This window comes from Pseudomonas sp. PDM01, from assembly GCF_014852325.1.
Lineage (GTDB): Bacteria > Pseudomonadota > Gammaproteobacteria > Pseudomonadales > Pseudomonadaceae > Aquipseudomonas > Aquipseudomonas migulae.
On the sequence record NZ_JACVBK010000002.1, the window covers coordinates 1 to 13345 of the forward strand.

At 58.1% G+C, this 13345-nt stretch carries 13 protein-coding genes; 11 read left to right on the top strand and 2 right to left on the bottom strand.

Annotation, left to right across the window (positions count from 1 at the left end; genetic code table 11):
* Positions 1-589: 589 nt before the first annotated feature.
* Both IB246_RS04515 and IB246_RS04520 read right to left on the bottom strand, forming a co-directional pair.
* Positions 590-1810: a CaiB/BaiF CoA transferase family protein gene (locus tag IB246_RS04515; RefSeq protein WP_008044652.1), complete on the bottom strand. Its 1221-nt coding sequence runs from the start codon at positions 1808-1810 to the stop codon at positions 590-592.
* Between the two features lie 13 nt (positions 1811-1823).
* Entirely contained in the window at positions 1824-3005 is a 1182-nt protein-coding gene (locus IB246_RS04520) for an acyl-CoA dehydrogenase (RefSeq protein WP_008027768.1), read from the bottom strand.
* Positions 3006-3163: 158 nt separating this feature from the next.
* Between IB246_RS04520 and IB246_RS04525 the strand changes: the two genes are divergently transcribed.
* The 11 genes from IB246_RS04525 to IB246_RS04575 all read left to right on the top strand — a co-directional run bounded on the left by IB246_RS04525 (position 3164) and on the right by IB246_RS04575 (position 13255).
* A complete protein-coding gene (locus IB246_RS04525) occupies positions 3164-4063 on the top strand; it encodes a LysR family transcriptional regulator (protein ID WP_008044654.1) in 900 nt (299 codons plus the stop codon).
* A gap of 435 nt (positions 4064-4498) precedes the next feature.
* Positions 4499-5620 carry a Re/Si-specific NAD(P)(+) transhydrogenase subunit alpha gene (locus IB246_RS04530; RefSeq protein WP_008027764.1) on the top strand — a complete coding sequence of 374 codons (1122 nt, stop codon included), beginning with the start codon at positions 4499-4501 and terminating at the stop codon, positions 5618-5620.
* Between the two features lie 15 nt (positions 5621-5635).
* A complete protein-coding gene (locus tag IB246_RS04535; RefSeq protein ID WP_003187010.1) occupies positions 5636-5959 on the top strand; it encodes an NAD(P) transhydrogenase subunit alpha in 324 nt (107 codons plus the stop codon).
* Positions 5959-7392: an NAD(P)(+) transhydrogenase (Re/Si-specific) subunit beta gene (locus IB246_RS04540; protein ID WP_008027761.1), complete on the top strand. Its 1434-nt coding sequence runs from the start codon at positions 5959-5961 to the stop codon at positions 7390-7392. The genes IB246_RS04535 and IB246_RS04540 overlap by 1 nt, the downstream gene beginning before the upstream one ends.
* 180 nt (positions 7393-7572) lie before the next feature.
* The gene (locus tag IB246_RS04545) at positions 7573-9066 is read left to right on the top strand and encodes an acetyl-CoA hydrolase/transferase family protein (protein WP_008027760.1); all 1494 of its coding nucleotides are present in this window, start codon (positions 7573-7575) and stop codon (positions 9064-9066) included.
* A 319-nt stretch (positions 9067-9385) separates the two neighbouring features.
* Entirely contained in the window at positions 9386-9601 is a 216-nt protein-coding gene (locus IB246_RS04550; RefSeq protein ID WP_007947887.1) for a DUF1127 domain-containing protein, read from the top strand.
* Positions 9602-9858: 257 nt separating this feature from the next.
* Positions 9859-10068 carry a DUF1127 domain-containing protein gene (locus IB246_RS04555; RefSeq protein ID WP_008044655.1) on the top strand — a complete coding sequence of 70 codons (210 nt, stop codon included), beginning with the start codon at positions 9859-9861 and terminating at the stop codon, positions 10066-10068.
* A gap of 144 nt (positions 10069-10212) precedes the next feature.
* A complete protein-coding gene (locus IB246_RS04560; RefSeq protein ID WP_008044656.1) occupies positions 10213-10530 on the top strand; it encodes a DUF2388 domain-containing protein in 318 nt (105 codons plus the stop codon).
* Between the two features lie 110 nt (positions 10531-10640).
* Complete coding sequence (locus IB246_RS04565; RefSeq protein WP_008044658.1) at positions 10641-10949, top strand: DUF2388 domain-containing protein; 309 nt, start codon at positions 10641-10643, stop codon at positions 10947-10949.
* A gap of 27 nt (positions 10950-10976) precedes the next feature.
* Positions 10977-11297: a DUF2388 domain-containing protein gene (locus tag IB246_RS04570; RefSeq protein ID WP_008027752.1), complete on the top strand. Its 321-nt coding sequence runs from the start codon at positions 10977-10979 to the stop codon at positions 11295-11297.
* Positions 11294-13255 (top strand): DUF4105 domain-containing protein, encoded by a 1962-nt coding sequence (locus tag IB246_RS04575; protein WP_032832886.1) that lies wholly within the window; start codon positions 11294-11296, stop codon positions 13253-13255. Before IB246_RS04570 ends, IB246_RS04575 begins: the two co-directional genes overlap by 4 nt.
* Positions 13256-13345: the final 90 nt, after the last annotated feature.

A 13345-nucleotide genomic window follows, 5' to 3' on the forward strand; every position in this document is an offset into this window, starting at 1 on the left:
TACATCTTTGATTTCTCGCGGAGTAACTTGTGATGCTGATAATCTTGTTGACTATCAGTCTGACTCCACAAGCACCCACACGAATTGCTTGATTCAGTTGTTAAAGAGCGGTTGGTTAAGATCTTTCGTCTCAACCGAGGCGCGCATTCTACAGCGTCCTCTGTATCTGTCAAGCGGTTATTTTCAGAAGTTTTCAAAGTTTCCTTTGCAACTTCAACCACTTGCGCTTCCGATCTCTCGTTAGCGGGAGGCGAATTCTACAGCGTTACTCGCTGCTGTCAACACCTCTTTTTCTCCGCTTTCGACCGAGAAGATCGAACCGTCAAAAGAGCCACACAACACCGCTCTTTCAACTCCTTCTGGGCTTCGATGATCTGAAGCAACTCGCCGTCGAAAACTGTGTAACTCTTTGTTTACCAAGGAGTTTTCCGTTTCGACTGCGCCGGAAGTGGGGCGAATTATAGACTTCCAGAATCTGCCGTCAACCCCTAATTTAGCCTTTCTATCAATAACTTGCAGAAAGCCTGAAAACAGCGCGCCTCCCTCTATATAGAAGAGCAAAACCACGCCCTCTATATAGAAGGACTCCTCAAAGCACTCCAGCGTCCTTCAATGCAGTCACCGCACAAGCGTCCAGGCCCAACACCCGCTGCAGCACCGCCATCGTATGCTCGCCCAGCAAAGGAGGCGCATTGCGGTACTCCACCGGTGTCTCGGACAAACGAATCGGGCTCGCCACCTGCGGCACTATCCCTGCCAAGGCGTGAGGCAGCTCAATCGCCAAACCGCGCGCCTTTACCTGAGGGTCGGCAAACACCTGAGCCAGATCATTGATCGGACCACACGGTACGCCTGCCCGCTCCAACTGCGACACCCACTCAGCAGTGGTCTTGAACACCGTAGCCTGGCGAATCAACGGAATCAGCACCGCACGGTTCGCCACCCGCAGCTTGTTGGTGGCAAAACGCGGATCATCCGCCCACTGCGGCTGCCCGGCCACTTCCGCAAACTTGCGGAACTGCCCGTCATTACCCACCGTAAGGATGAAATCGCCGTCTGCTGTAGGAAAGTCCTGATACGGCACGATGTTCGGATGTGCATTACCCAGCCGCTTCGGCGCATTGCCTGTCGTCAGGTAGTTCATCGCCTGGTTAGCCAGACACGCCACCTGGACATCCAGCAACGCCATATCGATATGTTGACCACCACCGTCATGATCCCGATGCGCAAGCGCCGCGAGAATCGCCACAGTCGAGTAAAGCCCGGTCAAAATGTCCGTCAGCGCCACGCCGACTTTCACCGGCCCGGCACCATCATCACCTTCTGGTCGCCCCGTCAGACTCATCAGGCCGCCCAAGCCCTGGATCATGAAGTCATAACCCGCGCGCTTGGCGTAAGGACCCGTCTGACCAAATCCGGTGATCGAGCAGTAGATCAGATTCGGATTGGCCTCTTTGAGCGACTCATAATCCAATCCATAAGCCGCCAGACCACCGACCTTGAAGTTCTCGATCAAGATGTCTGACTTCGCCGCCAGCTCACGCACCAACTTCTGCCCCTCCGGGCGAGTGAAGTCGATGGTCACCGATTGCTTGTTGCGATTGGCCGACAAGTAGTAGGCGGCCTCGCTGGTGTTCTCGCCATAGGCGTCCTTCAGAAAAGGAGGCCCCCAGGCGCGCGTGTCATCGCCATTGCCCGGACGCTCGACCTTGATCACCTCGGCGCCAAGGTCCGCCAGTATCTGACCGGACCACGGCCCGGCCAGCACCCGCGACAAATCCAGTACCCGTAGATGCGAAAGCGCGCCCATGGCCGTTCTCCTGTTAATAGAACGCCTGGAGGCCGGTCTGCGCACGACCAAGGATCAGCGCGTGGACGTCATGCGTACCTTCATAGGTATTCACCACTTCCAGGTTGACCAAGTGACGCGCCACGCCGAATTCATCGGAGATACCGTTACCACCCAACATGTCACGCGCCATACGAGCAATGTCCAGGGACTTGCCGCAAGAGTTGCGCTTCATCATCGACGTGATTTCGACCGCGGCGGTGCCTTCATCTTTCATACGACCCAGGCGCAGACAGCCTTGCAGAGCCAAGGTGATTTCGGTCTGCATGTCAGCCAGTTTCTTCTGGATCAATTGAGTAGCAGCCAATGGACGACCGAACTGCTGACGATCCAGGGTGTATTGACGAGCGGTGTGCCAGCAGAACTCGGCCGCGCCCAGCGCACCCCAGGAAATGCCATAACGTGCCGAGTTCAGGCAAGTAAACGGGCCTTTCAAACCACGGACGTCAGGGAAGATGTTCTCTTCAGGGACAAACACGTTGTCCATGACGATCTCACCAGTGATGGATGCACGCAGCCCCACTTTGCCGTGAATGGCCGGCGCGCTCAGGCCTTTCCAGCCTTTCTCCAGAACGAAGCCACGGATGTCGCCCTCGTCGTCCTTGCCCCAGACCACGAATACATCGGCGATCGGGCTGTTGGTGATCCACATCTTGCTGCCGGTCAGGCTGTAGCCGCCTTCCACTTTGCGTGCACGGGTAATCATCGCGCCCGGGTCGGAACCGTGGTTAGGCTCGGTCAGACCGAAACAGCCAATCCACTCGCCCGAGGCCAGTTTCGGCAGATACTTCTGCTTCTGGGCCTCAGTACCGAATTCATTGATCGGCACCATCACCAAAGAGGACTGCACGCTCATCATCGAGCGATAACCCGAATCGACGCGCTCAACTTCACGAGCAATCAGACCGTAGCTGACATAGTTCAGACCGCTGCCGCCATATTGCTCAGGGATAGTTGCACCCAGCAGGCCGACTTCACCCATTTCACGAAAGATCGCCGGGTCGGTCTTTTCATGACGGAAAGCTTCAAGAACACGTGGCGCGAGCTTCTGCTGAGCGAATTGCTCGGCAGTGTCGCGAATCATGCGCTCTTCTTCGGTGAGCTGTTGATCCAGCAGCAGGGGATCGATCCAGTTGAAGCTAGCTTTACCGCCCATGAGTGTGTCCTCTCGAATCGGGTCAAATAATGTGGACTGATCCTAGGCCGGGTTCGGCGTTACGACAAACGAGGATTTTGCATACTGTTGTGCTAATTTCTCACTCCGAAACATCGCGAAGCAGTTTTTTGTACGATGTATTAGTGAGGTTGACGTACATGCGCAGGAAGATCCCCAGCACGACCGCCCTGGTCAGCTTTGAAGCAGCGGCACGCCACGAGAGCTTTACCAAGGCAGCCCAGGAACTTTCCCTCACTCAGGGAGCGATCTGCCGACAGATCGCCAGCCTTGAGGAGTTCTTGAGTGTGGAATTGTTCCGACGCTCGCGACGCGGAGTGAAGCTGACAGAAGCCGGACTTTCCTACAGCCGTCGGGTAGCAACGCAGCTGGACGCCGTAGAGCGCGACACCCTGTCAGTGATGGGCCAGCAGGGTACCAACGTGATTGAACTGGCGGTCGTGCCAACCTTCGGCACCCAGTGGCTGCTGCCAAGACTCAAGGACTTCCAGCAAAAACATCCCGAAGTGACGGTCAACCTTACTAACCGCACACGCCCGTTCCTGTTTGCCGACACAGACTTCGATGCCGCCATTTACTTTGGCGATGCGGACTGGTCAGGCACTGAATCCCACAGGCTGATGGGCGAAAATCCCATGCCTGTGTGCAGCCCCAACCTACTGGGCAAAAGGACAGGTCTCACACCCGCTGAAATCGCCGAACTGCCCTTGCTGCAACAGACCACCCGCCCCTATGCCTGGCGCCAATGGTTCAACTCGCAAAACCTTAATATCCCGCGCGACATGACAGGGCCGCGCTACGAGCTATTCTCCATGCTTGCCCAAGCGGCGATGCATGACATGGGGATCGCCTTGATCCCGCCGTTCCTGATTCAGCGCGAACTGGCGGAGAAGCGGCTGGTGATTGCCAACGCTCAGGCGCTGTCCAGCATCAAGGCGTATTACCTGATGATTCCTGATCGAAAGGTCGAATCTGCGTCTTTGAAGGCATTTCGCGACTGGCTGGTAAATCAGGCACAAAGCTACAGCCTAGAAGGATAAAGGCTCTGCGCTATTAGCTGACCCCGTAGTCAATAAACTGAAAGCCCTACAGATATAAGTATTTGTCGCATATTCGCAGACTGTACCTAGAAGCTGTACAAACGTCCCACAAGCGCCTGAAAACGTGGCCTTGAGCCGCTATTGGATGGCAATAACGCTGCATTCACCGTACCGATGTGTAATTTCTTGAATTTTGGCGAAAAACCTTACAAGGCACGGCCTGCAAGGGATTGAAGCGGTTGGTTGCGACATTCGGTCACGGGGTGACTTGTAGTTAATTTTCCGTCACCCGTCATAATCCCTTGAAGGGCACAAAGTTCGCCTGCAAAATGCCGCGCCCCGCCCTGATTTGGCGGGATCGTGCTGATCGGCCGCCCCAGCCGCACCATCCGAAGTGCCTGGGTTTACTCAATAAGATCACGCAGGAGATTTGACGTGCACATTGGTGTTCCTCTCGAAACCCAGACGGGTGAAACACGGGTTGCTGCAACCCCGGAAACCATCAAGAAGCTGATCGGCCAGGGTCATAAGGTCACTGTGCAAAGCGGCGCCGGCATTAACGCCAGCGTTGTCGACAGTGCTTATGAAGCGGCAGGCGCAACCATTGGCAGCGCCAACGATGCGTTTGGTGCCGAGCTGATTCTCAAGGTGGTCGCACCCAGCGACAGCGAACTCGCTCTGATCAAGAGCGGCACCGTTGTGGTGGGCATGCTCAACCCGTTCAGCAATGAAACCATCGCCAAGCTGGCCGAGTGCGGAATCACCGCGTTTGCGCTGGAAGCCGCGCCACGCACCTCCCGCGCCCAGAGCCTGGATGTGCTGTCTTCGCAAGCCAACATCGCCGGCTATAAAGCCGTGTTGCTGGCCGCTCACCATTACCCTCGCTTCATGCCGATGCTGATGACCGCTGCGGGCACCGTGAAAGCGGCGCGCGTGCTGATTCTTGGCGCCGGGGTAGCCGGTTTGCAGGCGATCGCTACGGCGAAACGTCTGGGTGCGGTGATCGAAGCGTCTGATGTGCGACCTGCGGTTAAAGAGCAGATCGAATCCCTCGGCGCCAAGTTCGTCGACGTGCCTTATGAGACCGATGAAGAGCGCGAATGCGCCGTCGGTGTCGGCGGTTACGCACGTCCAATGCCGGCGAGCTGGATGCAGCGTCAGGCCCTGGCCGTGCACGAGCGCGCCAAGCAGGCTGACATTGTCATCACCACGGCACTGATTCCGGGCCGCAAGGCACCGACGCTGTTGAGCGCGGAAACCGTGGCGCAGATGAAGCCAGGCTCGGTGGTCATCGACCTTGCCGCAGCCCAGGGCGGCAACTGCCCGCTGACCGTGGCCGATCAGGTTGTGGTCGAGAATGGCGTGACCATTTGCGGTCCTACCAATCTGGCCGGCGCGGTCGCGGCAGACGCTTCGGCCCTGTACGCACGCAACCTGCTGGACTTCCTGAAGCTGGTCTTCAACAAAGAAGGCCAGTTCGAAGTGAACCTAGAAGACGACATCGTCGCCGCGTGCCTGATGTGCCGCGACGGCCAAGTCATCCGCAAAAACGCCTAAGCAGGGATTCAGACGATGGAAGAGCTTATCTCCCCCGGTATCTACAACCTGATCATCTTCGTGCTGGCGATTTATGTCGGTTATCACGTGGTCTGGAACGTTACACCTGCGCTGCACACGCCGTTGATGGCGGTCACCAACGCCATTTCGGCGATCGTGATCGTCGGCGCCATGCTCGCCGCGGCGCTGACCGTTACGCCACTGGGCAAAACCATGGGCACGCTGGCCGTGGCCCTGGCGGCAGTGAACGTATTCGGTGGCTTCCTGGTGACCCGCAGGATGCTTGAGATGTTCAAGAAAAAAGCCCCGAAAGCCGTAAAAGAAGAGGCGCCTAAGTAATGAGCATGAACCTCGTAACGACGCTCTACTTGATCGCGTCCATCTGCTTCATCCAGGCCCTGAAAGGCCTGTCGCACCCGACCACGTCGCGTCGCGGCAATCTGTACGGCATGCTCGGCATGGCCTTGGCCATCCTCACCACCGTAGGCCTCATCTATAAGCTGGGCGCTGAGCTGGCCACCGCCGGTATCGGTTACGTCATCGTCGGCCTGTTGGTCGGCGGCACCGCCGGCTCGATCATGGCCAAACGCGTTGAAATGACCAAGATGCCGGAACTGGTCGCCTTCATGCACAGCATGATCGGTATGGCCGCGGTGTTCATCGCGATCGCCGCTGTTGTTGAGCCGCAATCGCTGGGCATCGTCAAGCAATTGGGTGATTCGATTCCTGCGGGCAACCGTCTGGAGCTGTTCCTGGGTGCAGCCATCGGTGCAATCACCTTCTCCGGTTCGGTGATCGCGTTCGGCAAGCTCTCGGGCAAGTACAAGTTCCGCCTGTTCCAGGGTGCACCGGTACAGTTCGGCGGCCAGCACAAGCTGAACCTGCTGCTGGGTCTGGCGACACTGGCGCTGGGCATCACCTTCATGCTGACCGGCAACCTCAGTGCCTTCGCGCTGATGCTGGTGTTGGCCTTCGTGATGGGCGTCCTGATCATCATCCCGATTGGCGGCGCGGACATGCCGGTTGTGGTGTCGATGCTTAACAGTTACTCCGGTTGGGCAGCAGCGGGTATCGGCTTCTCGCTGAACAACTCGATGCTGATCATCGCGGGCTCGCTGGTGGGTTCGTCCGGTGCGATCCTCTCGTACATCATGTGCAAGGCGATGAACCGTTCCTTCTTTAATGTACTGCTCGGTGGTTTCGGCAATACGGCCGATGCCGGCCCGGCTGGCGCCAAGGAAGCCCGCCCGGTGAAATCCGGTTCGGCCGACGACGCGACCTTCCTGCTGACCAACGCCGATACCGTGATCATCGTTCCAGGCTACGGCCTGGCGGTAGCACGGGCGCAGCACGCACTGAAAGAGCTGACCGAAAAGCTGAGCCATCGTGGCGTGACCGTGAAATACGCGATCCACCCGGTGGCGGGCCGTATGCCTGGTCACATGAACGTACTGCTGGCCGAGGCTGAAGTGCCTTACGACCAGGTGTTCGAGATGGAAGACATCAACTCCGAGTTCGGTCAGGCCGACGTGGTGCTGGTGCTCGGCGCCAACGACGTGGTCAACCCCGCGGCGAAGAACGATCCGAAATCGCCGATTGCCGGGATGCCGATTCTCGAAGCGTTCAAGGCCAAGACGATCATCGTCAACAAACGTTCGATGGCCAGCGGTTATGCCGGCCTGGACAACGAACTGTTCTACCTCGACAAAACCATGATGGTCTTCGGCGACGCCAAGAAAGTCATCGAAGACATGGTCAAAGCCGTCGAGTAAAAACTGCTCCAGCGCAATACCCAAAACCTCAGCCTTTAGTAGGCTGGGGTTTTTTTATTCCCCGTGAAACCCGACCAAAGGCTCTAAATCAGGGGTCTGCATTCGACCATGGTAGCGGGAGGATTTTTTTTGAAATCACTAGACTGCACACCTTGCTTCCGTTGCCCGAGATAACAATCCATGTACCGTGATCGTATTCGCTTGCCTTCGTTGTTGGATAAGGTGATGAGCGCCGCTGACGCTGCCGCTCTGATTGAGGACGGCATGACCGTCGGCATGAGTGGTTTCACGCGCGCCGGCGAAGCCAAAGCCGTGCCTCATGCATTGGCCGAACGTGCCAAAGTCACCCCGCTGAAAATCACGCTGATGACCGGCGCCAGCCTGGGCAACGACCTTGATAAACAGCTCACCGAAGCCGGCGTCCTGTCGCGACGTATGCCGTTCCAGGTCGACAGCACATTGCGCAAGGCGATCAACGCCGGCGAAGTGATGTTTATTGACCAGCATCTTTCAGAAACCGTGGAGTCGCTGCGCAACCAGCAGCTGAAACTGCCGGACATCGCCGTCATCGAGGCCGTGGCAATCACTGAGCAAGGCCACATCGTGCCGACCACTTCGGTGGGCAACTCGGCCAGCTTCGCGATTTTCGCCAAACAGGTGATCGTCGAGATCAACCTGGCGCATAACCCGAACCTCGAGGGTTTGCACGACATCTATATCCCGACGTATCGCCCGACCCGCACGCCGATTCCGCTGGTGAAGGTCGACGATCGCATTGGCAGCACCGCCATTCCGATCCCGCCTGAAAAGATCGTCGCGATCGTCATCACCAATCAGTCCGACTCGCCGTCGACGGTGCTGCCACCGGACGTTGATACCCAGGCCATTGCCGACCACCTGATCGACTTCTTCAAGCAGGAAGTGGCGGCTGGGCGCATGACCAACAAGCTCGGCCCATTGCAGGCCGGCATCGGCACCATTGCCAACTCGGTGATGTGCGGACTGATCGATTCTCCGTTCGAAGACCTGACCATGTATTCCGAGGTGTTGCAGGACTCGACCTTTGACCTGATCGACGCCGGCAAGCTGAGTTTTGCCTCTGGTAGTTCGATCACCTTGTCGAGCCGCCGTAACGCTGATGTGTTCGGCAACCTGGAGCGTTACAAGGACAAACTGGTCCTGCGTCCGCAGGAAATCTCCAACCACCCGGAAGTGGTGCGCCGCCTTGGGATCATCGGCATCAACACTGCGTTGGAGTTCGACCTGTACGGCAACGTCAACTCTACCCACGTCTGCGGCACGCGAATGATGAACGGCATCGGTGGCTCGGGCGACTTCGCGCGCAACGCGCACCTGGCGATCTTTGTGACCAAGTCGATTGCCAAGGGCGGCGCGATCTCCAGCGTGGTGCCGATGGTCAGCCACGTCGATCACACGGAACACGACGTCGACATCCTCGTGACCGAGGTCGGCCTGGCGGACTTGCGCGGGCTGGCACCGCGGGAGCGGGCTCGCGTCATCATCGATAACTGCGTACACCCGGACTATCGCCAGGCGCTGGATGACTACTTCACCGCCGCTTGCGCCATCGGCGGGCACACGCCACATATCTTGCGAGACGCCCTGAGCTGGCACATCAACCTGGAAGAAACCGGTCGAATGCTGACGGTGTAATTGATACAGATAGCCGCTGTCGCAAACACAGTTTCGACAGCGGACTATTGCCAGGCAGAAATGTGTTTAAAACTGTACTGCTGTACTGGTCTTTTCCTACCGTAATGGCCTACCTTTTCGACCCGAATCATCAAAAACGCACCATAACAGTGCCGACAGGTACAGTTGCCTCAATTTAGACCAGTACACCACCCTTTAACAGTTAACTGGTCCCTCACAATACAGGTGAACTGTATCTAGAGAGACTGGCCAAACGAGAGGATCATTGGCATCAGTTAAACCACTACCTAATCCCGCCACAAGCGGAAGGATGAAAACCATGGAACGTACACTCAGTTCCGATCTGTTCTTCGAAGACACCGCTGCAAAAACCCAGGCTTCCATGCCTCTGCGCGTTATCGCCAACCTGATGCTGTGGCAGCGCCGCATCTCCAGCCGCCACCAACTGGCTCGCCTGGATTCGCGTCTGCTGGCTGACGCCGGGATTAGCGAAGCACAACGCTACGAAGAGCTGAGCAAGCCGTTCTGGCGCTAAGTTAGCGTCGCTGGCTCTGATCTTTAAGGTCAACCGCCAGCACCCGAATTGAACAAACAAGACCCGTCGTGGGAAACCACGACGGGTTTTGTCGTTTTGGGGTGATGAAATCCTCAAAACAATAAGCACACTCAAACACAGGTACAGTTTAACTTTAATCAAAACTGAACCAGTACAATTTCAAGCGTGTGTGTCTGTCTTGGCGAACCGGGCGGGATCATCATGAAATCCCGACCTGCCAGCAAAAGGACTGCACCATGGATCATCCACTGGATCTCCCCGCGACCACTTCGCAATCCAAGCCTCGGTTTACCTGGCTTGGAAGATTGTTCAGAGGCCTCGCCAACAGCCTCGAAAGAGCCAGAACCCGGCGTTTACTGGCGCAACTCGACGGCAGGCAGCTGTCTGACCTGGGCATCAGTCATTCAGATCGTGTCAAAGAATTGGATAAGCCGTTCTGGCGCTGATGTCCGCCTGAACAGACGGGACTGTGCGAATCGACACCTACAGGCCTAATATCAAGCCAGAACGTGGCGATGACTGCGCGACAGGCGTCTGACTCAACAGACACCGCGCCACCTCTCAATCGGTTTACCAAAAGGAGTTACACCATGTCCCGTCTTCGTCTGCTCAGCGCTGCAGCCCTGCTTGCCGTGGCTGCCAATTCCCACGCCACCAGCTTCATCGTGACCACCGATGCCGTCGTCGGTGCACTCAAGGCTACGTCCGATGCCACTTCCGATGTCACCTCGTCCTTTCGCGATGACAAGATCGTACGCGCGGCCCGTGACGACGCCGCCAGCTTCGTCGCCAGCGAAGGCGCCATTCGTGGCGTGAAACTGGAAAGCGCACTCGACCACATTCGCCACCAGGCCCCTCAACTGAACGCGACTGACGCACAACTGGCTCAGGCCATCCTGACGATCTAACCAGGCGCCATCCATATCCGGGACACACCCAACGTGTCCCGATGTTTCGGCGCTGGCTCTAAACCGGGCGTTGCGCTAGCCTTGGGACTCGCTTTCAACTGTCGAGTCTCATGCGTTTTCTTACCTGTCTGTTGATCACTCCGGTACTCATGGCGGCCAGTTGGGCAAGCCTGGCCCATGCCTTCGACCTGACGACGCAAGGCGTCGTAGCTACTGGCTACGCCACAAGCATGGTGACCTCCGCACCCTTCGACCGTAAGCTTCTGCTCGCCGCCAGGGATGACGCCGCTTCATTTATCGCCAGTGACGGCCAATTGCGAGGCGCACAACTGGAGTCGGCCCTGATTTACCTGCGCCAGACCCAGCCAAAACTTCATGCAAGCGACCTTGAACTGGCACACGCTATTCTCGTCCAATAGTTATCCTCGTTCCCCCGGAGTCGTTCCATGCGTAGCCCGCTGATTGTCGCCACCCTTGGCCTGCTGCTGTTGGCCGATGTAACCCAGGCGCACACCCTGGTTGCCACCAGCAACATCCTCATCAACGCCACTCGCCGGACCCTTGATTTCACTTCCGATACCACGACGTCCATCCGTGACGCGAAAATCGTTCGAGAAGCCCATGACGATGCCGCCAGTTTCGTCGCCAGTGATGGTGATATCCGAGGCGCGCACCTGGAAGCAGCGCTCAACCTATTGCGCACCCGCGTGCCGGAAGCTCGGGACGCCAGTGATCAGGTCATCGCCGAAGCCATCCTCGCACTGTGAGGTCGCTAAATGCCTGGCTTCTGATGGGGGCCATGTTGCTGCTCGGCAACACGGCTCAGGCCGGACTGCAATTACAGCTCAAGACCGAAGGCCTGAGCCCCGCGCAACAGCAGGCCAGCCAGGCACTGCTTGATGAAGCCATGCAGGCGTTGCCGCCGCGGTTCATCGAACAGCTCGACCGACGCATCGACGTTGGCTGGACCGATGACATGCCGAGCAATGCCTACGGCCAGGCGTCGCTGGTGTCCGAACTCGACCTGAACCGCAACCTGCTCGCAAGCCTCACCGACGGCAGCGCCGCAACCAAGAAGACTTATCGCCCCCACGGCACCGTGCGCAGGGAAATGCTGGCCACGGTGCTGCACGAACTCACCCACATCTATGACCGCTCGCGTTTTTGGCCAGCCGCCGAACGCACGCTGATCCAGCGCTGCACCCGGCGCACCAACAGTTCCGGCCTGATCGGTATCCCGGATGAATGCCGCGGCCAGTCCGACCGACGCTTTACCCTCAGCGATGACCCGCGCCTGCTCGACCTCGCAGGCTGGCCGCAATACGTGGGCCGTCGCGGCGAGCGCGAACAGTACAACCGCCAGATCGCCCGCAGCCCGGACATCTACGAGACCAGCAGTCCCAAAGAGTTCGTCGCGGTGAACATGGAGTACTTCCTCCTCGACCCGAGCTACGTCTGTCGCCGCCCTGCGCTCTACCGCTACTACAAAGAACATTTCGGCTGGGCTCCCGCCGCCAAAGACACCTGCGGCAAATCGTTCGCCTTCCTCAATGCCGGTAACGACTTCGCCAAACAGCCTTTGGGCCAGGTCGATCCAGAGCGGGTGTATGCCGTGGATTATCTGTTGGCCGAAGCCAACCAGAACTGGGTCAGCCGCTGGGGCCACAGCATGTTGCGCCTGGTGATCTGTGCTCCCGGCCGGCCACGAGGGCCGGATTGCCGGCTGGATCTGGATCAGCACCTGGTGTTGTCCTACCGCGCATTTGTCGGCGACGTACAGCTGTCGAGCTGGGATGGATTGGTCGGCAAATACCCGTCGCGCCTGTTTGTCCTGCCGCTGGCCCAGGTCATCGATGAGTACACCAAGACCGAATTGCGCAGCCTCGCCTCGGTGCCGCTGAACCTGTCGCGCAACGAGATCGAAGACGTGGTGGAACACGCCGCCGAGATGCACTGGAGCTACGACGGCAATTACTTCTTCCTGTCCAACAACTGCGCGGTAGAAGGCCTGAAGTTGCTGCGCAGCGGCACCAACAACGCAAAGCTGGTCGGGCTGGACAACATCATGCCCAACGGCTTGCTGGAAGTGCTCAAGGGTCGCGGCCTGGCGGATACCAGCGTGCTGGACGATCCTCGCGAAGCGCTGCGTCTGGGCTATCGCTTCGACTCTTTCCGAGATCGCTATCAAGCGATGTTCGAGGTGCTGAAAAAGCACCTGCCGATCAAACAGGACAAGGTCGAAGACTGGCTGGCCTTAAAGGCCGAAGAGCGTCGTCAATGGATTGATCAGGCTGACCTGCGCACCAGCGCGGCTTTGCTGCTACTGGAGCAGGCCGCTTTCCGGCAACAACTGGTGCTGGCCCAGGACGAAGTGAAGCAACGCTATCTCGGTGCCCGGGAATTGCAGAGCGGCGGTATGGACAAGGCCAATGCGACGTTGAAGCAGATTCTCGCCAACAGCGGCTTCCTCAGTCGTCCGGCGGAGCTGCTCGGTACCGGCGGTTATGGCTTGCCGCAACCCAGCGAGTGGCAACGCCTGGAATCGGAAAGCAGCCTGAGGCAAAAGCAGCTCCAAGCGCTGACCGGCGACCTGGACAAGGAAGTGAGAGCGTTGCTCGACCCGAGTCGCGCGGCGGAGATGGCTGCCAACGAAGCCAACCTGAAGCAGGTTGGCGAACATTTGCGTAAATTGCACAAAGCGGCGGGAGGGTTGGAGTTGCCGTAGTAATTGCTGCCCACTGTAGGAGCGAGCCTGCTCGCGATGGACTTGAAAGCGCCGGGTTCCGTCGGGAAACACGCATTATCGTTAACGACC